Source organism: Kordia sp. SMS9 (genome assembly GCF_003352465.1).
GTDB lineage: Bacteria > Bacteroidota > Bacteroidia > Flavobacteriales > Flavobacteriaceae > Kordia.
Window position 1 is genome coordinate 1,121,550 of the sequence record NZ_CP031153.1, and the last position, 20,675, is coordinate 1,142,224.

Below are 20,675 nucleotides of genomic sequence, written 5' to 3' on the forward strand. Positions count from 1 at the left end.
CTTTTCACAATCAACCAAAATAATTATCACGAAAAAATTAATAAAACTCAATTTTGAGAAGCTTTTGAGCGCATTCAAAATTGTAAGTTGAATTAACTCCGCTGATGAGCGGAGTCTTCACATTAAAAAACCAAATATTATTGTACAATCAGTTTTAGGGTTTTGTAGGTTTGGGTTTTGCTTTGTATGTTACAAAAATACAATCCAGGACGCAGGTTATTTAGGTTTAGGGGGATGTTGTTCTGACCAATTTCGGTGTTAACCATCATTGTATAAACTACCTTGCCTACTTGGTCATAAACAGCTAACTGTGCGTCCTCGGATTGCTTTGCAGTAAATAGGATTTTTGTGTGTGTTGTCATCGGGTTCGGAATTGCCGAGATATTCGTTGTGTCATTTTCTATTTCAACAACACTTAAAGTGCTTTCGATAGAAAAATAAATATGTGATAAATCTACTGTATGTGTACTGATTTGTCCGTTTTCAGAAGCTATGGTAAAGACAATTGTAACTACGTCATCTAAAGTAACTGTCGAATTCGTCGCCGTTGAAAAACTTGAGATCGGAATGTTGAATTCTTGATCCGTATCTGTCAATGTGATGAGCTTTTTAGGTTGTGCTTCCCAATTGCTAATACTTCCTTTTACCAACGCAATTTCTAATGTTCCCGTTCCACTTGCAGTTAGATTAAAAGTATTGTATGCTGTCAAATCTACAGGTTGAAATCTTGGTGTCAACGCTCTGTATGCTGCAACATAGGTGTTTGTGGTTGCTTGAAGCGACACATTTCTTTCTATTGGAAAAACATCCGAATCAAACTGAAAATCATTTGGGGAAACCGTGTAGTTTAAAACGGTAGTGTTTTGTTGTGAATCATCAATTCCCCAAGGACCATCTGACATAAATACATCGTCCGGAGTGGCAACGCCATCGCCAATTCGAAATCCAATGTCAAATAAATTTCCTGTGGGCACTTGCATGTTGGTACTATAATTTCCATTCAAATCCAATGCTGAACTTGTCGTAGTAAAATCGCTGGTTTCTGTCGTTCTAAAACCTGCATCAAACGTGATGTTTTGTGTAGCGTTTGTGTTGACAATTTGCAAATTCAATGCGCCATTTTCATAGTTTCCTTTTTTTACAAAAACCGTTGGCGGCGTTGATACGTCATAGGTTGCAATTGGTTTTTGAACATTCAATAAGTGTAAAACTTCTGTTCCTAAAAGATATAAATCGTCCAAAGAATTTGACCAAATTTGAAAGTTGTAAAAAGTAACATTTTCTTCGTATCTATCTAAATTCCAGTGACTTTCTATACCGAAATTAAGATCGCCGTTTGTTACTTTCGTCGAAAGGCTTAACACAAATTCTACAGTATTGTCTGTATTTTTTATAAGCGATTTGATAAACTGCTGTCCGTTGATATCAATGGTTGAAACCGAGATGAGTTCCGCACCCAACAACCGATCGCAAATATATTTTGTGTGTTCATACACGCCATTTTCTGTTTTTAAAGCCAAAATAGAAGCAACCGACGTTTGGTTTTTTATGTAATCTACCGAGTAAATTTCAGTGGCATTGGTAATGTTGACCAAATCCGCAGGCGTTGATTCTACAGCACTATCTTCGCCGATGCTGTTGATTGGAATAAAATCTTGTAATTGAAATCCGTTGGTATTCGATTTTGCATACGAAGCTGATTTTTTAATTGTTTTAGCGGTGCTTCTATCAAATGTATAGCTGGTTTTTGCACGATTGTAATTGCGCTTGTTAATGGCTTCCGACAAGCGACCATTACTTTCCAATCCGCCTTCATTTCCTCCAGAAGCTTCTGGGTTAATAATTTCACATTGACCATAACCCGAACACGAAGGATCTTGACAATCAATCAAACCATCGCCATCATCATCAATACCGTTGTCGCAAATTTCTTGTGGAACTGGTGCCGTCGGACAACGCGCACCATCATTACTTGCACTCGATGGTCCAAACGCAAACAAATTAGAATTCATTCCGTTTGCACCGCTCAAATCTTGTACAGCTTGAATCACGTAAATTGTTCCTGTTTGATTGGCAGAGACATAAAAACGTCCAGAAAGGTCAAAATAAACCGCGCCATACGTGTAATTTAAACCTGATAAAACAGGAACTTCACCAAGTGATTGTACGGTACTTGTGGTAGGATCAATTCGGTACAAAATATTGGAACCTTTTTCAACCGTGTATAACATATTGTCAACGGCGTTAAAAGCCCAATCGTGAATATTAATATTCTGTGATAAAGTCCCTGTTCCTAAATGTTGTGTATAGGTTTGTGAATTTGGATCTAAGTCAATTTTATAATACGTAGTGCCACCACCTTTTAAGTGATATATTCCAGCGGCACTCACATCGCCAACATACCTGTTGGAAGTTGGCAATTCGTCTACATAAAAAGTGGTCGTTTGAAAATCTTGTCCAATACGTACAATACTTTTTGCAGGCGAACTCAACGATCCCCAAATATATCCGTCTATCGGATTGTATGCGGCTGCATTAATATTTCCTGGTGTAATATCTTCGGCTGCTAAAAATGAATTTCCAGAAGCTAAATCAATAGAATACACATCGTTATATTGAAATAAATATGCATCATAATCGCAATAAAAAGGGAATTGAGCGTTTGCAATAGTAATGATAAATAGACTTAATATAAGTAGTGACTTCTTCATGATCTTAATGATTTACATCACAAATCTAGGAAGAGCGAAAAAAGAAAAGCTCAATTGGCGGCACGATCATGAAAAGTGTAGACGAAATGCAATTTTCTGTTGACTAGCAAATTTCGTCGAACATACAAAGTGCGTTGTAAACTTTATATTTGTGCGAGATGCAACACAACAATTCACCCAAAAAAGATAAGAAACCATGGCCTACGAAAGAAGCGATGGAGCAGATTTACGATCTGAATCTTTGGGGAACTGATGCTAAAACTGATTTTTATTCTGGAGAAGGTTCGCATGAAGAAACATTGGTAAAACCATACCTAAAAGCAGTACGTTCGTTTTTGACTTCTTTTGAAAAACCGCTGATTGTTTGCGATTTGGGTTGTGGCGATTTTAATATAGGAACGCAATTGGTAGCATTTGCCGAAAAGTATATTGCTATAGACATTGTTCCTGATTTGATCGCGCGAAATAAAGAACAGTTTTCTGCGGAAAATCTATCGTTTCTGTGTTTGGATATTGCCAAAGATACATTACCCAAAGGAGATTGTGCGTTGGTGCGACAGGTGTTGCAACATCTTTCCAACTGTGAAATTCAACAAATTGTGCCTAAGTTAGCAATGTACAAATATGTTATTCTTACCGAACATATACCAAACGAGCGTTTCATCCCAAACATGGATATTATTTCTGGACAAGGCATTCGCCTAAAAAAACAAAGTGGTATTGATGTGTTAGCGCCGCCATTTGATTTTAAAGTGAAAAATGGAACACAATTATTGGCAATTCAACCGAAAAATGGAAAAGGTGTGATTGTGACGACGTTGTACACTGTTTTTTAGACTTCTTCGGTTGTTGGACTTGTCTCTGCTTTCGCAGCATCTTCTATGACTGCTTTGCTTTCAGCTTCAAAGTTTACGCGAGATTGCAAATCTCGCTAAAGCCATGCAGTAATTCTAAGAGGCGAACTTTTTGATAGAGGATTTAAAAAATGATTGGCTTATTTTTTAAAAAAATACAAATACGAAACAAACAGATTGCCACGAATTTCTCTGAAATTCTCGCGAAGATGTATCAAACATGTCTAAAATCTAGTAGCGATCTAATAGCGATAGCGTTTCTAAAAGCGTTCACACTGAGCTCGTCGAAGTAACAGCGATTTACCTTATAAAAGATCCAAACGCTTCATCAATTCTGGTCGTTTGGAGCGACTTACGGGAATGACATCTTTTTTGATTAACACGCTATTGTCCTCAATATCAATAATTTTCTTTAAATTGATAATATACGAACGGTGAATTTTCAGAAATAATGAATCGGGTAGTTTTTCTTCAATTTTCTTTAAGGTAGAATGTACCGTGTAATTTTTATCTTCGGTTTTGATGTGAATGTAATCGCCTTTAGCTTCCACCAAATAAATGCTTGGAATGTCAATTTTGATCAAACGCCGATCAATGTTGATGTAAAAGTCATTTTCGTAACTGCTTTCTGTATTGCTTTCTGCTGTTTGTGCGGCTACTAATTGCTGTTTTTCGGCTTTTTTAACGGCAATTTTAAAACGATCTGCTTCCATCGGTTTTAGCAAATAATCTACAATACATTCGTACTGAAACGCTTCAATAGCAAACTTAGGATCAGATGTTGTTAATACAATACTTGGCGGACTTTTAAGCGTTTTTACAAAGTCAAATCCTGTAAAATCAGGCATATGAATGTCTAAAAATATCAAATCTACTTCGTTCTCATTCAAGTATTTAATAGCTTGCATCGCATTTGGAAATTCGCCTACAACTTGCAAAGAATCAATTTCATCACACAATGTTTTTATAATCGTTCTCGCCAGTTTTTCATCATCAATAATTATACAATTCATACCTTACATAGTTTTTATATACGCCGTCATTGTGTTTAAAATTTGTTCAAAGTCAGCTTCACCTTGCCTACTTTTTTCGCGAAGATTGTGTTCATACATATTGGCAAGTTCATAACTTTTTTCAAGTCCCAAAATACTAATTTTGTGCTTAATTTTGTGAACATTTTCTTCTATTTTTTTGTAATTTTTTTCTGCTAAGCTTTTATAGTATTCGTTTTTTTCTGTTGGAAACTCTGTTTTGATGACATCAATTAAGGTTTGTCGAATTTTTTCATCGCCCCGCGCTAATTGTTCTACATAGTTTAAATTTGGTTGTTCCATTGGTTACTTTTTTAGGGTGAAGTAAAAGGTAGCTCCTACATTTGGCTTGGATGTTATCCAAACAAAACCATTATAAAGTTCCACAATTTTTTTCACGATGGAAAGTCCAATCCCAGAAGATTTATAGTTGTTTTCTAGTTTTTGAAATGCTACAAAGATTTTTTGAAAGTATTTTTCTTCAATCCCTTTGCCATTATCTTTCACATAAAACTCCCAAAAGTCATCTTTATCTGTATACCCAATAGTAATTTCGCCTTTGGCTTTGTCATTGAAATTTATCGCATTCCTTATTAAATTTCGAAACAATTCTTCCATGCGGAAATTATCACCTTTTATGGTGGGTAATTTTTCAGGAATAGAAACCGTGAAGTGATCTGGAATGTCCATAAAATCAAGAATTTTTTTCACCATTTGATCCAAATCCACATCATAGGATTCGTGCGCCACCGTTCCGATCGTAGAATATTTTAAAATCCCTTTGACCAACCGATCCATTTTTTCCACATTATTCCGGATCAGTTTGATGGTTTCCTTTCCGTTTTCGTCGAGCAATTCGTTGTAATCTTCTTTCAACCAAGTGGAGAGTGCGTCTATGCTTTGCAGCGGCGATTTTAAATCATGCGAAACCAAATGTGTGTAGTTGTTCAGTTCTTGGTTTTGACGTTCTAAATTGGCTAATAATTTATCGCGCTGTTTATTGATTTGTAGTATTTCTTTGGTTTGATTGTCAATTAAATCTACCAAACGCAGCGAATCTGATGTGATATCTTCTTGCGTTTCATCATCGGTTAATTCATAGGATTTTAAGGTGTCAATCACGTTTTTTAACTTCTCAATGATCTTTTTTTGTGCTTCTGATTCATTTTGAAGTTGTGCATTGGCTTCAAAAAGCTCTTCCGAACTTATTGCCGTAGCACGTTGCAACATGGAAAATTGCTCGTTGGATGTATTGTACGAACGATTTACAGCATCGAGAAATCGTTCCATTTCAGGATGATTTTGCAATTCCTGTGATACATATTTTCGCAATTGTCGTTTTAAAAGGGGATTCATTTTTATTCGCTTATCAGTGTAATCGTCATGGTTTGATTGTGTAATTGGCAGTTTTGTTCGTTACTAAAAGGTGCAATTTCTCCGTAAGAATATAATCCACAAATAGTGGTTTCTTTTCCAACGACTTCCAATATTTCTTCTACTTCTTCTTCTACACGTTGATCTAGCACTAGTTTTCGTCCGATACAACTGACTAATATAGCTAAATCTGGTTTGTTTTTTCGTGATTTTAATGCTTGCGATGCAGCTTTTTCAGAAGCATCTACTATATTGTCAACATTTGTCATCATCAATTGAACGCGCGAATTTTCAAGAATATCTCCCGCCAAAATCATGGAGTTTTCTTCTTCGTCAATGTTTAAAATAGTGCGTACAATAGATTGTTTTTCGTTTGTCGATTTTACCTTGAGTGGATATAATAAAGCCGCCGCAGGCAATTCTTTCGATTTGTCACCTAAGTATTTTTTGTATAAATCTAACGCAGGTTTGTTGTCCAATTCATACAATATGTTTTCTTTTGATTTTGTCACAATACGTTCTGGTCCAAAAGGCGTCCAACCACCGTTGATGGCAAAACTGACTTCTAGGGTTTCTCCATACAAACCAATGGCGACAATTTCACCCGATTTTGGCAATTCGTTGTACGAAGCGAGTGTTTTTTCAAATCGTGCTGCATCGCCACACAATCCGCCTGTAATGAGCACGTTGTCGTCGATTGCCGAATTCATTCCTAAAGTTAATTGACTTCCGTTGACAAAACTTCCTTCCGAAACTACAAATACATGTTTCAATCCTTTTTTGTGAAGTTGATTGATTAGATTTTTTCCCGTTTCATAACTGTCTGCCTTCACACCGTTTTTAACAACATTTGCCGTTTTTATTTCAAAGCAGCTTTTTTCAAATTCAATTGCTGTTAGTGTAATACTTTCATCATCTACATATTGCGATGTTATATCTCCAGAAGAAGAACCAAATACAAATTCACCATCGGGAAACAGTGAACGTACTTCTTTAAGAAGCGTTCCGCTTTCCAACATATATCTATTTCCAAACACCAACACAAGCGGTTTTTGAAGCGGAATATCTTCGCTCAAATACTGCCAATCGGATTGTGTTGTTTTTTTGAGTTGTACCGTTTTCATGTATTATTTTTTTATTGTGAAGAAGAATGTTGTTCCTTCTCCTGGTTCGCTTTCCAGCCAAATATTTCCTTCGTATAGATCCACAATTTTTTTCACAATCGACAAGCCTATTCCTGTAGAATCTTTGCTTTTGTTGAGCGAGTGAAAGATTTTAAAAATACGATCGTGGAACTTTTTTTCAATCCCAATGCCATTGTCACGCACTGAAAATTGAAAAAACGAAGGTTCTTCTACAAAATCGACTTCTACGATTCCGTTGTCTTTGTCACAAAATTTAATAGCGTTGCTCATCAGGTTTTGAAACAGTTGTTGAAATTTGGTAGGATCACCTTTTAAGGTAGGCATTTTTTTTAACACATTTACAGAAATATGCTCTGGCACAAATAACAAACGATCTAAATCTTCCATCGTTTTGTTGAGATTTACTGCTTCTGATTTGTTAGTCTCCGAACCAGCACTCGAGTATTCTAAAATGTCAGAAATCAGTCGCTCCATGGTTTCAAGCGTACTTTCAATCATGCCAAAATTTTGCAAGGTTTCCATATCAAGTTTCCCTTCATTGTCTGATTTTATCCAAGAAATCAATGCATCAATACTACGCAGTGGCGATTTTAAATCGTGCGACACAATGTGTGCGTATTCGTATAATTCTTTGTTACTTTTTTCGAGTTGTTTTAAGATTTCTTCTTTTTGTTTTTCCAGATTTTTAAGTTCGGTAATGTCTAAATGAATCCCGATAGAACCGATAACTTCGCCTTGCAAGTTGTAGTTGGGCGCACCACTTATCAACCAATTTCGCATTTGCCCACCTTTAGTGGTTGCAATAATTTCATACGAATTTGATTTGCCGTCCATCCGTTTTTTGTTCTCTTCCGTAATAATATATTGATCTGCCGCAATTGGAAATAATATTCCACCAACTTGTCCAATCAATTCTTCTTCATGATAACCGGACATTTCACAGAAACTTTGGTTCACCATCAAAATGTTATCATCATTATCAACCTCCACCAAACCGAGATTCATGTTGGCAATAATGCTGCTATATTTTTCCTTTTGTGCTTCTAAACTCTTGCTATACTGCCTTTTTAGCGTTACATTTCTATACGTCCACAAATGTCCTTTGTAAATGTCGCCTTGTAAAATTGGCATAAAATCTAGCTCTAAAATCGTGCCATCTGTCATCACAAGTTCCTTTCCAATAACTTGTTGTTTCGCTGTTAAAATGTGGTTGATGGTTTCAATAAAGACCTCCGGGTTTTTGAATAAATTTTTACTTTGTTCCGCAGCATTAGAACAGTCTTGTCCTTTTAGAAATTCAGGCGCCACAGGAATTTTGAAAATATTGCAAAACTTTTCATTGGTCAATATGATTTTTCGATCTTCATCTTCCAATAAAATAGCACTGTCTAAATTGAGAATTAAGCTTGATAATCTATTTTCAGATTCAATCAGTTTGTCGTCAAATTCTTTTTGATCGGTGATATCACGAATAATTCCCTGTGCTGCAATAGGGCGGTTTTGTCCGTCATAAATCAAACTGGCATTAATTTGCACCCAACGTATTTCTTTATTTTTTCGCACAATGCGTGCTGTGTAATTGGAAAATCGTCCTTTTTCAATCAATTGACCAAACGATTCAAAAGCATAGGTTGCATCTTCAGGATAAATTAAATTGTTGACGTTCAACGCTTCTTTGGAAATATCATAGCCAAAAAGTTCGGAAGCTGCATCGTTCATTCGCAATGCATTTCCCTTCAAATCCATCACTAAATACGCATCTATTATATTCTCAAAAACACCTGCTAATTGAGAGGTTTTCTCACTAACAGATGCTTCTAGTTTGGCATTCGAGACTTTTAATTCTTCTGATAAAACGTATAATTCTCTCGATTTATCTTCCAGAATTTTCTCGGCGGCGCGGCGGGCAGCCTTTTCACGTTGTAAAGCGCGTTGTAGTATGTCTATTTCTTCCTGACTCATTCATTCTTTTTAATGATAAACTTTACTTCGGTTCCGTCTTCCTTTATTTTTTCTAGTATAATTTCGGCAGAACTGTTGAAGTGTTCAAAGGTTTTGTTCATTAAACCCAATCCAAAATGGTGCATGGCTCTGCTCGATTTGTAGATCATGATTAATGAGTTTGCCGTTTTTTCTTCCACGATAAATGTGGGCAATTCAGCTTCAGGATAAATTTTGCGAACTTCTACATGAATATGATTTTCAATAGAAGATAGCATTTCAATAGGATCGTTGTACGTGGCTAACAGTCCGGGGTAACTGTCTTCAATAATGCTAAAAAAATGTTCGCCATACGTAAGTAGCAAATGATCTACAGAAATTTCTGTGTGTTTGCTCAAGTTTTGAATCAACTGCAACATTTCTGAAAAGCGGTAGGTTCCAATGGCGGTATACACGCCTTCAGATTCAAGTTTAGATTGTGAAATGATTGTATCTACCATTTCTAGTCCAAACTTATCTTCAACCAAATCTAAAAATTCTGTAAAGATAATTCCTTTCATAAAGCACAGTTAGGTTAAGTTCTCTTTTACTATTTGGGATAAAAAAAGGTTAGGCACTTTTCAATTCGTTAATGGACCAATACGAAAGTGCAATTTCTATTTTAGAAACGTACTCTTCATATTTTAAGGGTTTTAAAATGTAGCCAGAAATTCCAATGCGGTAACATTCCAAAATATCTTTTCTATTGTCTGAGGTTGTTAAAATAATGGTGGGAATATGTCGCAAATCGGGATCATTTTTTAAAATGCTTAAAAATTCAATTCCGTTTATTTTCGGCATATTTAAATCAAGTAAAATAATATCGGGTAAATTTTCTTTCGTTTCTAAAATTGCCAACGCTTCTTCTGCATTTTTTGCTTCCGTGATTGCGTGCTTGGTTTCCAACAAAGAAACGGTCCGATTCATCTTCATGATTTCAATCATGTTATCCTCGATTAATAATACGTTTAATGTGTTTTTCATTTTCTAGTCTGTAGCAATTGAAGTACAATGTTACTGTATAAAAAACTAGGAAACGCTGATTGCAGTTTAACGAAGAATATGTGTAGACGAAATGCAAATAAGTGTAGATGAAAAATTTTGAGAATACTCATTTTTTTAAGGAATCATCTTGAAAGAAAAGAAAACCCTTACATGTTCATAATAAGGGTTTTATATTTTATAAATTGAATTTTTTCTTTAGTTTTTGACTTTCCACAACAGTGTATAACGCGTATAAAAGTGCCATTACAGTGGCAAATTTCCACAAAACACCACTGTATAATAATCTAGGATTCACTAAAAATAACAACAAATAATATCCTAAAATAACAGCGAGCGAAGAAAGAATAAAAACGACTGGTTTTTTAGGTAATAAATAACTAAATACTGCTAAAATCAGTGCAATAACTAGATAGAATACTGCGTCTATTACACTGTTAAAATTGTAATACACTAAAAAAGCACTCAACGCCTTAAATCCAGCTACTATATAAAGAATGATTTGTGTTTTTTTCACCACTTCTCCAGCACTGACAACCTTTGAGATATTCATTGTTTGTTGTCCAATAAAAATCGCTTTCTCTTTTTCGGTTCCCGCAATTGGAAATTTACACGCTTCACAAGTAATTGCTACTTGTGCTGTTTCTGCTCTACAATGTGGACATTTATTTTGAGTTTCTCCCATAAATTATATATGTTTCCCTTTTTCCCAACCGTGTTTTCCTAAATATTGGTTTCCGCTTTCTACGGCGCCTTCTTCAATAGAAGTTCCCATACTATCATTCCAACGATTCAAATAACCGAATAAGGAAATAACACCTAACATTTCTACAATTTCGCCTTCATTCCAGTATTTGTATAATTCAGCTTTAATATCTTCAGTTACCGCATTTGGAATGATAGACGCTGCCAACGAAAAATCTAATGCAGCACGTTCCGCATCTGAAAACGCAGGATGTGTTTTATATTCCCAAATATTGTCTAACTGTTCTTGTTCTGCTCCGTAACGTTCCGCAGCTCTGATAGCGTGCGCTTGACAATAACGACATCCTGTAGCATTACTACTTACCCAAGCAATCATACGTTTCAAAGCAGACGTTACGCGCCCTTCATTTGCCATCACAGCTTTATTTAGATTGATAAATGCTTTCGAAATGGCAGGTCTGCGCTGCATCGTCAGTACAGAATTTGGGCAAAATCCGAGCGTTTCGTTGAAAAATTCGGCTAATTCTTTCGTTTCCAAATCATGATCTGGATTTAGTGGCGTTACTAATGGCATAATCGTATATTTTTAAATTAATTACTTGTATTTTTGAATTCACTTTGCGTGAACAAACAATTTTGTATTGCATGCGAATTTACACAATTATTAATGAATTGAAATTTTACGATGGCACATAAAATCACTACACAATGGAAAGGTAATATGTTATTTGAATCTGACAATCCTACAGGACAAACCGTATTGATGGATACATCGCCTGAAAATGGAGGAAACAATGAAGGTTTAGGTCCAAAAGCCATGATGTTATCGTCATTGGCAGGTTGTTCAGGTTTGGATGTGGTTTCCATTCTCAACAAAATGAAAGTATCAGTAGCTGATTTTAAAATGGAAGTTGCTGGTGAACTTACGGACGAACATCCAAAATATTACCATACTGTCACCTTAGATTATCACTTTTACGGGAATGATTTAGATCAAAAAAAGATTCAACGCGCGGTTGATTTATCGGTAGAAACCTATTGCGGTGTGATGGAAATGTTCCGTCGTTTTGCAAAAGTGGAAACCAATACGTATTTTCACAGTTCTTAATTCCGTAGAATCATTTTCCTCAGTTTATAACTTAAAACGTCACTTCGAGTAATTTTCGATAGAAAATTGTATCGAGAAGTGCTCTGAAACAAAAAAATATTGTGATTTTCACAGTAGATCTCGATACTAAAACTCTTGGGAGTTTTCACTTGATCAGACGCTTGGAAATCAGAACATTTGTAAAAAAACAAAAACGTCACTTCGAGTGTACTGAACTTGATTCAAGATCTATCGAGAAGTGCTCTGAAACAAAAAAATATTGTGATTTTCACAGCAGATCTCGATACTAAAACTCTTGGGAGTTTTCACTCGATCAGACGCTTGGAAATCAGAACATTTGTAAAAAAACAAAAACGTCACTTCGAGTGTACTGAACTTGATTCAAGATCTATCGAGAAGTGCTCTGAAACAAAAAAATATTGTGATTTTCACAGCAGATCTCGATACTAAAACTCTTGGGGGTTTTCACTCGATCAGACGCTTGGAAATCAGAATATTTGTAAAGAAACAAAAACGTCACTTCAAGTAATTTTCGATAGAAAATTGTATCGAGAAGTACTTTGAAAGAAAAATAAACAAGGAAAATGCAACAATCGTATGTATACATTTTAAAATGTAATGATGGCTCTTATTATACAGGAGTTACCTCAAATCTTGAACAACGTTTTGAACAACATCAAAGAGGATTTTATAAACGTTGTTATACCTACTTACGAAGACCAATATCCTTAGCTTTTTACGCTTCTTTCACAGATATTAATCTGGCGATTGATATTGAAAAATAAATAAAAAAATGGTCGCGTGCTAAAAAAGAAGCGTTAATTAATAATGAATATGAAGCTTTACCTAATTTAGCAAAAAAGAAATTTAGAGTTAATAAGTAGATCTCGATACAAAATTCTTTCAGAATTCCACTCGATCAGACGTATGGGAATCAGAACAGTTGTAAAGAAACAAAAACGTCACCTTGAGTGATTTTTGATAAAAAATCGTATTGAGAAGTACTCTGAAACAGAAAAGAAAACTTGAGTAAACAAGCAGATCTCGATACAAAATTCTTTCAGAATTCCACTCGATCAGACGTTTGAGTATTTGTAGAAAAGCAATAACGTCACTTCGAGTGATTTTTGATAAAAAATCGTATCGAGAAGTACTCTGAAACGAAAAAATAGTAGAATACGAAACCAACAATAAAATTAGATTTTGATGCATAAACGAACGTCACTTCGAGTGATTTTCGATAGAAAATTGTATCGAGAAGTACTCTGAAACCAAAAGTACATTAAAAATCTAAACACATCACACATGCGCTGGACACTAAAACCAAAACCAGAAACACAAAAAATTCAACACTTAGTAAACGTGTTGCAAGTTGACGAAACTGTAGCAACCTTGCTATTGCAACGCGGCATTGAAAGCTATGAAGATGCCAAAAACTTTTTTCGCCCTTCTATAGAACACATTCACGATCCGTTTTTGATGAAAGATATGGACGTCGCTGTGGCGCGAATTGACAACGCCATAGCTGACGGCGAAAATATACTAATATATGGCGATTATGATGTGGATGGAACTACTTCTGTAGCATTGGTTTCTTCCTATCTAAAAACAATTTATCCTAATATTGCCACCTATATTCCTGATCGGTATGAGGAAGGTTATGGCGTGTCGTTCATGGGAATTGATTTTGCATCCGACAATGATATTTCGCTTATTATTACACTTGATTGCGGCATCAAAGCGATTGAAAAAGTAGCGTATGCCACTGAAAAAGGCATTGATATGATCATCTGCGATCACCACCGACCTGGAACTGAATTGCCAAAAGCCGTTGCAATTTTAGATCCAAAACGGGAAGATTGCCAGTATCCGTATGACGAATTGTGCGGTTGTGGCGTAGGTTTTAAATTGATTCAAGCCATAGGCTCAAAAAGAGGACAAACAATAACAGATTTATTTCCGTACTTGGATTTGGTAGCCACCGCAATTGCAGCAGATATTGTGCCGCTCACAGGCGAAAATAGAACCTTGGCATATTTTGGAATGCAAGTGATCAACTCGGCGCCAAGAGCAGGAATTAAAGCAATCATCAGTCAATTAAAAAAGGACGAATTAACGATTACGGATGTGGTTTTTGTGGTGGCACCACGCATCAACGCCGCAGGAAGGATCAGTCATGGTTTGCATGCGGTAGAGTTGTTAACGGAGAACGATCTGGAAGTTGCCAAACAATACGCTGCGTCCATTGAAACGTTCAATTCGGAACGACGCACATTGGATCAAGAAATTACCCAAGAAGCCTTTCAACAAATAGAGAAATTAAAAGAGCAAGAACGTTTTTCCACAGTAGTGTACGATGAAAATTGGCACAAAGGTGTCATCGGAATTGTAGCTTCGCGCTTGATTGAAACTTATTACAGACCAACCTTAGTCTTCACAAAAAGTGGTGACAAACTTGCTGCTTCTGCCCGATCGGTAACAGGTTTTGATGTGTACAATGCGTTGGAACAATGCAAAGAACATATCATTCAGTTTGGCGGACACAAATATGCAGCAGGATTAACGTTGAAAGAAGAAAACTATCAAGCGTTTAAAGATGCGTTTGAAGAAGTCGTCAAAAATACAATCGACAAGAAATTATTGACACCTGAAATCTTGATCGATAAAGAAATCAAACTTCAAGAAATCACACCAAGATTCTACCGAATTCTAAAACAATTTGCGCCATTTGGGCCAAAAAATATGAGTCCTGTTTTTATGAGTACGCACTTGCAAGACACAGGTTGGGCAAAATGTGTCGGTTCGGAAAAAACACATATTAAACTCACGGCTTTACAACGAAACTCGCCACGAATTGATGGCATCGGATTCAATTTAGGCGAGAAACTTTCCAAAGTAAAAGGTAAAAAACCATTTGACGCTGTCTATTCTATTGACGAAAACACATGGAACGGCGAAACCAAATTACAACTGCGACTGCGGGATATTCGGTAGTTAATTTGAAGATTTGAAAATGTGTTGATTTGAAAATGTGTTGATTTGAAAATTTACTTCAGAGGAAAGTTTTTTTGAAACGAAAAAAATATTAAAAACAAGCAGTTCTCGATACAATTCGCTGATGCGAATCACTCGAACAGACGATTTGAATTCAATTTTTTAGAATACTTGAGCGTCACTTATAATATCCTGAACTTGATTCAGAATCTATCAAGAAGCACTTTGAAATCTTCTAAGTTCTTTAATTGGTAAATGTGATATTAAAAGCATCTTGATTCTTCAATCTAAAAATCCTGAATCTTTTAGAGCACAACTTATCAACACGAAAACGGTTGCGTACTTTTTTTTGTGTTGAAAACTGTACTTTTAAAAAACTAATCAATCGTTTGTACTATGAAAACCTTCTTGAAAACGTTGCTACTTGTTGGAATTTTTTGCTTTTTTTCGTGTGCGAAAGAAGTAAAAATCGCAACTATTGCTTCGCCAGATAAAAACTTGAATGTCGATTTTTTCTTGTCAGATGACGGAACTGCTCATTACAAAATTTCACACAAAACCACCACCGTCATTGATTCTTCTGCCTTAGGTTTTGACTTGAAAAATGTACCTTCTTTGGATGATAATTTTAAAATTGTAAAAACGACGACAAATTCCGTAAATGAAACTTGGAATATGCCTTGGGGCGAACAGGAAACCGTGCGCAATCACTACAACGAACTCACCATTGAACTACAAGAGAACGATTCGCTACAGCGAAAATTAAACATTGTTTTTAAAGTATATGATGACGGAATTGGATTTCGATACGAATTCCCAAAACAAGAACATTTAAACGACGTGTTGATCACGGATGAAAATACACAATTTCAACTCACAGGCGATCACACTGCTTGGTGGATTCCGGGCGATTGGGACATTTATGAGCATTTATATACCACTTCAAAAGTTTCTAAAATTGACGCGTTGAGCAAAGCAAATCACGGAAGTTTGGCACAAACCTATATTCCTGAAAATGCCGTCAATACGCCAGTTACGATGCGTAGCAAAGATGGTTTGCACATCAGCATTCATGAAGCCGCACTGATTGATTATTCGGGAATGACACTGAAAGTAGACACTGAAAATTTAACGCTTCAAAGCGAATTGGTAGGTTCCAGACGTGTTGATTATAAAGTAAAACGCAGCACACCTTTTACAACGCCTTGGCGCACGATTCAAATTGCAGAAAAAGCAACGGAATTGATTGATTCCAAACTGATTGTCAACCTCAACGAACCTTCTAAATTAGACGATGTTTCTTGGTTTACGCCCATGAAATACACAGGAATTTGGTGGGAAATGCACTTAGGGAAATCGTCTTGGGACAAAGCCGCAGGAAAACACGGCGCGACTACCGAAAACGCGAAAGCTTTTATAGATTTTTCAGCTAAAAATAACATTAAAGGTGTGTTAGTAGAAGGTTGGAATACAGGTTGGGAACATTGGATCGGTTTTGAAGATCGCGAAGGTGTTTTTGACTTTATTACACCGTATGACGATTACGATTTGCAAGAAGTTGTCCGTTACGCCAATGAAAAAGGTGTGGAAATGATCATGCATCACGAAACTTCAGCAGCGATTGGCACGTATGACAAACAAATGGACAAAGCGTATCAATTGATGAAGGATTTGGGAATTCACTCGGTAAAATCGGGTTATGTAGGCAAAATTATTCCAAAAGGCGAATATCATCACGGACAATGGATGGTGAATCATTACAACAACGCAGCCATCAAAGCCGCGGAATATGAAGTTGCCGTAAACGCGCACGAACCTATCAAAGCAACTGGGTTGCGCAGAACGTATCCGAATATTATTTCCCGAGAAGGGTTGCGTGGACAAGAATTTAACGCGTGGGCAGCCGATGGTGGAAATCCTCCAGAACATTTGCCAATTGTAGCATTTACACGCATGTTGGCAGGTCCGATTGATTATACACCAGGAATTTTCAACATCAAACTCACACCGTATAAAGACGAAAATCAAGTCAATACAACCATTGCGCAACAATTGGCATTATATGTTGTCATTTACAGTCCCATTCAAATGGCGGCCGATTTGATTGAACATTACGAAGGAAATCCTGCGTTGCAATTTATCCGCGATGTGGGTGTAGATTGGAAACAAACCAAAGTCCTTAACGGAGAGGTTGGTGATTTTGTCACGATTGCTCGTGAAGAACGAAAAACTGGCCATTGGTTTTTGGGAAGTATCACAGATGAAAACGCTCGAAACCTAGATGTTTCTTTAGACTTTTTAGCGCCAAATACAACGTACACAGCTATCATTTACAAAGATGGAAAAGATGCACATTGGAATGACAATCCGACCGAAATTGTGATTGAAACCATGGAAGTGACTTCTGAAACAAAACTTAACTTCCACTTAGCTGCTGGTGGCGGAACGGCGATTAGTTTTATGAGAAAGTAAGTTTACATACAAAACGTCACTTCGAGTGAATTTGTGGAACAAATTTGTATCGAGAAGTACTATGAAACTCAGATTATCAAAGTACTTCTCGATACAACGAATCACGGATTCGCCACTCGAAGTGACGTTTTTTTTAATGTAGAAATTTGATAATTTGAAAATGTATTTCGTTAAGTTGAACTCATGTGCTGAACTTGATTCAGTATGGTTCAACTTCCCACAATACTAAGAATACCATCAATCGAAACCATAAACATCTAAACTTATAAACTCCTACACAAAAAAACGCAGCTAAGCTGTGAAAGTTTTTATTCACGGTTAATTCCATTTTATAGTGTATTTTTGCCATGAAACCAACACCACGTGCAAAAACAAGATCCTTACGCAGCCTTACGATTCAAAGAATTCAATATATTTTTATTAGTCCGATTCTTTTTAGTATTTGGTTGGTCCATGCAGTTTATTGTGATTGAATGGCAAGTATATTCCATCACCAAAGATCCATGGTCGTTAGGATTGATCGGATTGATGGAAGTCATTCCTGCTGTTGGAATGGCGTTGTTTGCAGGACACATTGTGGATCAGCGAGAAAAACGTACTTTATTATCAACATGTATTGCTTTTTTCTCTTTAATTAGTTTGGGATTGTTTTTGTTGACGTCTCCAGAAATCACTGAAAATTGGTCACAAAATTCTGTTTTGTATTCTATTTATGCATTGGTCTTTTTCGGAGGAATTCTACGTTCCTTTTTTGGTCCAACCATCTTTTCATTGGTTGCGTTAATCGTTCCCAAAAAAATATATCCAAATGCAGCAACTTGGAGTAGTTCTACTTGGCAAACCGCTACAATTTTAGGTCCCGCTTTCGCTGGATTTACCATTAACTGGATTGGCGTGCATTGGTCGTTGTGTATCATTTTTGGATTGGTCGTGTTGTCATTTATGATTCTTTTCTTGATTCCTAAAAAACCAATTCTGAATCCTAAAATTGGCGAAGATGTTTGGGAAAGTTTGCGCGAAGGCATCAATTTTGTACGTAACGAAAAAGTAATTTTGGGCGCGCTTACGCTAGATATGATCGCGGTGTTATTTGGTGGTGCGGTTGCTTTATTGCCCGTTTTCGCACAAGATATTTTGGAAGTCGGACCGCAAGGTTTTGGCATGTTGCGTGCGGCACCAGCCGTTGGAGCTGTCTTAACAATGTTGACTACTGCGTACATTCCGATTACCAAAAACGCAGGTAAAAAGTTATTGGCTGCCATCTTCGGATTTGGAGTTTGTATCATTGTTTTTGGCTTGTCTAATATATTTTGGATTTCGTTAGTTGCCTTATTCTTCAGTGGTTTGGTCGATGGAGTTTCTATGGTGATTCGTCAAACCATTTTACAATTGCGTACGCCTGATGAAATGCGCGGTCGTGTAGCCTCTGTGAACTCAATATTTGTTGGTTCGTCTAACGAATTGGGCGCGTTTGAAAGTGGATTAACTGCAAAGTTGATGGGAACAGTTACGGCCGTTATTTTTGGTGGAACGATGACGTTGATTACTGTTTTTGCGACAGGTTATTTTAATCCTTCATTGCGTGAATTAGATTTGACCGAAGACATCAAACGGCAATCGGAAACATCTTGATTTTTTTAAGATCGTTTTACTGCTAGACCGCTGACGCTCTTAGATATTAGACCGCTTTGCTTTTAGACTGTTTTTATTGTAACTATTGAATGCTGAATTTTAAATTGGTTCTTACGGTTGTAGATTTGTCAATTTGTTTATTCATCTTTTTGTTATTTGATACGTCTTTGCGAGTGTTTAAAAAAAACACGTGGCAATCTGTTACTCGTGAAAAACGAATCGTACTATGAAAACACTCAATACTCAATACTAACTTCTCAATTCTTTTTTTTGATCGCTATCGCTTTTAGACTGTTTTTATTGTAACTATTGAATGCTGAATTTTAAATTGGTTCTTACGGTTGTAGATTTGTCAATTTGTTCATTCGTCTTTTTGTTATTTGATACGTCCTTGCGAGTGTTTAAAAAAAACACGTGGCAATCTGTTACTCGTGAAAAACGAATCGTACTTTGAAAAACGCTCAATACTCAATACTAACTTCTCAATTCTTTTTCACCACGAATTGTCTTTTAGATTGCTGACGCTGCTAAATATTCTGTCATTCTTGCTTATCTAAGAGCTAACATTTGAACCTATTAAAAATTAATTTCGTTTGAGTATTTCAAATAATCTGATATTAATATAAATTTTTTCTCTCCCAATTTTTTTAGAAGTCACTATTCCAATTTTTTCTAATTTATTCAAATATCTTGATGCAGCTTTTCTTTCTACATTTAGTTTTTTTACTACATATTCAATTTTTGAGTATGGTTGTTCAAATAGTAACTCAATAAGTTCTTTTTTGTACACTTTAGGCTCTTTCGCTTTTACTATTTCTATTGTTTCCGATAGTGACGCATTAATTGATGCAATCTTAGTTATTGTTCTATTAGCCGTTATTTCAACTGCTTTCAAAATGTATAGAATATACTCTTCCCATTCATCGGACTTGTTAACTTTATTTAGAAGCCTGTAGTAATCATGTTTGTTTTCATTTATATAAGAGCTCAAATACAAAATTGGAATGTCCAAAAAATTATTTATGATCAAATACAAAATATTTAATATGCGTCCTGTCCGACCATTTCCATCATAAAAAGGGTGAATACTTTCAAATTGATAATGCAATATTGCCAAATTGATTAACACTGGAAAATTGTCTTGTTTTAGATTAAAATGTTCTAAAAAATTACCCAATAAATCTAATATTACTTGTTTCTCCTGTGGTGGCGTATACACAACCTCTCCAGTTGTATCATTTTTTAAAACAGTTCCGGGCATATTTCTTATTCCAGCATCATTTTCTATAATTGTTTTTTGTAAAAGCTCAATATCTTTCAATTTTAAAAAACCTTGCTTACGCAATAAATCATATCCTAAAAAAATTGCTTTTCTGTAGTTGATCACCTCTTTTACTTGTGGTGTCTGTTTTTGAGCTATTGTTAGTGCTTTGTATAATTCGTCTTGTGTAGTAATTATATTTTCAATTTCTGAACTATCTTTTGCCTCTTGAAGAACTATTGCATTTATTAGCATCTCTTGATTAGGCATCGTTTGTGCTATTCCTTTTAACTCTCCTAATGATTTTGATGCAATACTAAGCTGTCTAAGTGTATTTAAAGTTTCTACTTTCTCTCTTTTTGGTGGTAATTTATCAAGGCTGTTTACCTGGTGCATTTTATCCCGT

16 protein-coding genes and 1 pseudogene are annotated in these 20,675 nt (G+C 35.9%); 6 read left to right on the plus strand and 11 right to left on the minus strand.

The window, feature by feature from the left end; translation table 11 throughout:
- Positions 1-137 precede the first annotated feature (137 nt).
- A complete protein-coding gene (locus tag KORDIASMS9_RS04935; protein WP_114901775.1) occupies positions 138-2,711 on the minus strand; it encodes a T9SS type A sorting domain-containing protein in 2,574 nt (857 codons plus the stop codon).
- Between the two features lie 158 nt (positions 2,712-2,869).
- On the opposite strand from KORDIASMS9_RS04935, the gene KORDIASMS9_RS04940 reads away from it, so the two are divergent.
- Positions 2,870-3,547, plus strand: coding sequence for a class I SAM-dependent methyltransferase (locus KORDIASMS9_RS04940; RefSeq protein ID WP_114901776.1), 678 nt, complete (start codon positions 2,870-2,872; stop codon positions 3,545-3,547).
- A 323-nt stretch (positions 3,548-3,870) separates the two neighbouring features.
- On the opposite strand, the gene KORDIASMS9_RS04945 is transcribed toward KORDIASMS9_RS04940, so the two are convergent.
- From KORDIASMS9_RS04945 to KORDIASMS9_RS04985, 9 genes are all read right to left on the minus strand, one after another.
- Positions 3,871-4,578 carry a LytTR family DNA-binding domain-containing protein gene (locus tag KORDIASMS9_RS04945; RefSeq protein ID WP_114901777.1) on the minus strand — a complete coding sequence of 236 codons (708 nt, stop codon included), beginning with the start codon at positions 4,576-4,578 and terminating at the stop codon, positions 3,871-3,873.
- A 3-nt stretch (positions 4,579-4,581) separates the two neighbouring features.
- Positions 4,582-4,899 (minus strand): Hpt domain-containing protein, encoded by a 318-nt coding sequence (locus tag KORDIASMS9_RS04950; protein WP_114901778.1) that lies wholly within the window; start codon positions 4,897-4,899, stop codon positions 4,582-4,584.
- 3 nt (positions 4,900-4,902) lie between these two features.
- Positions 4,903-5,952: an ATP-binding protein gene (locus tag KORDIASMS9_RS04955; RefSeq protein ID WP_114901779.1), complete on the minus strand. Its 1,050-nt coding sequence runs from the start codon at positions 5,950-5,952 to the stop codon at positions 4,903-4,905.
- A gap of 2 nt (positions 5,953-5,954) precedes the next feature.
- A complete protein-coding gene (locus KORDIASMS9_RS04960) occupies positions 5,955-7,094 on the minus strand; it encodes an FIST signal transduction protein (RefSeq protein ID WP_114901780.1) in 1,140 nt (379 codons plus the stop codon).
- Positions 7,095-7,097: 3 nt separating this feature from the next.
- A complete protein-coding gene (locus tag KORDIASMS9_RS04965) occupies positions 7,098-9,077 on the minus strand; it encodes a PAS domain S-box protein (protein ID WP_114901781.1) in 1,980 nt (659 codons plus the stop codon).
- Positions 9,074-9,616 carry a heme NO-binding domain-containing protein gene (locus KORDIASMS9_RS04970; protein ID WP_114901782.1) on the minus strand — a complete coding sequence of 181 codons (543 nt, stop codon included), beginning with the start codon at positions 9,614-9,616 and terminating at the stop codon, positions 9,074-9,076. Before KORDIASMS9_RS04970 ends, KORDIASMS9_RS04965 begins: the two co-directional genes overlap by 4 nt.
- 49 nt (positions 9,617-9,665) lie before the next feature.
- Positions 9,666-10,079 (minus strand): response regulator, encoded by a 414-nt coding sequence (locus KORDIASMS9_RS04975; RefSeq protein WP_114901783.1) that lies wholly within the window; start codon positions 10,077-10,079, stop codon positions 9,666-9,668.
- A gap of 196 nt (positions 10,080-10,275) precedes the next feature.
- The gene (locus KORDIASMS9_RS04980) at positions 10,276-10,782 is read right to left on the minus strand and encodes a hypothetical protein (RefSeq protein ID WP_114901784.1); all 507 of its coding nucleotides are present in this window, start codon (positions 10,780-10,782) and stop codon (positions 10,276-10,278) included.
- Positions 10,783-10,785: 3 nt separating this feature from the next.
- Positions 10,786-11,376, minus strand: coding sequence for a carboxymuconolactone decarboxylase family protein (locus KORDIASMS9_RS04985; protein WP_114901785.1), 591 nt, complete (start codon positions 11,374-11,376; stop codon positions 10,786-10,788).
- Between the two features lie 111 nt (positions 11,377-11,487).
- On the opposite strand from KORDIASMS9_RS04985, the gene KORDIASMS9_RS04990 reads away from it, so the two are divergent.
- The 5 genes and pseudogenes from KORDIASMS9_RS04990 to KORDIASMS9_RS05010 all read left to right on the plus strand — a co-directional run bounded on the left by KORDIASMS9_RS04990 (position 11,488) and on the right by KORDIASMS9_RS05010 (position 19,008).
- On the plus strand, positions 11,488-11,910 hold the full coding sequence (locus KORDIASMS9_RS04990; protein WP_114901786.1) for an OsmC family protein: 423 nt from the start codon (positions 11,488-11,490) through the stop codon (positions 11,908-11,910).
- 584 nt (positions 11,911-12,494) lie between these two features.
- Positions 12,495-12,794: pseudogene (locus tag KORDIASMS9_RS04995) on the plus strand (GIY-YIG nuclease family protein).
- Positions 12,795-13,215: 421 nt separating this feature from the next.
- Positions 13,216-14,904, plus strand: coding sequence for a single-stranded-DNA-specific exonuclease RecJ (recJ, locus tag KORDIASMS9_RS05000; protein ID WP_114901787.1), 1,689 nt, complete (start codon positions 13,216-13,218; stop codon positions 14,902-14,904).
- Positions 14,905-15,300: 396 nt separating this feature from the next.
- On the plus strand, positions 15,301-17,376 hold the full coding sequence (locus KORDIASMS9_RS05005) for a glycoside hydrolase family 97 protein (protein WP_114901788.1): 2,076 nt from the start codon (positions 15,301-15,303) through the stop codon (positions 17,374-17,376).
- A gap of 363 nt (positions 17,377-17,739) precedes the next feature.
- Positions 17,740-19,008: an MFS transporter gene (locus KORDIASMS9_RS05010; RefSeq protein ID WP_114901789.1), complete on the plus strand. Its 1,269-nt coding sequence runs from the start codon at positions 17,740-17,742 to the stop codon at positions 19,006-19,008.
- Positions 19,009-19,591: 583 nt separating this feature from the next.
- Here KORDIASMS9_RS05010 and KORDIASMS9_RS05015 read toward each other — a convergent pair.
- Positions 19,592-20,665 (minus strand): Fic family protein, encoded by a 1,074-nt coding sequence (locus KORDIASMS9_RS05015; RefSeq protein WP_114901790.1) that lies wholly within the window; start codon positions 20,663-20,665, stop codon positions 19,592-19,594.
- Positions 20,666-20,675: the final 10 nt, after the last annotated feature.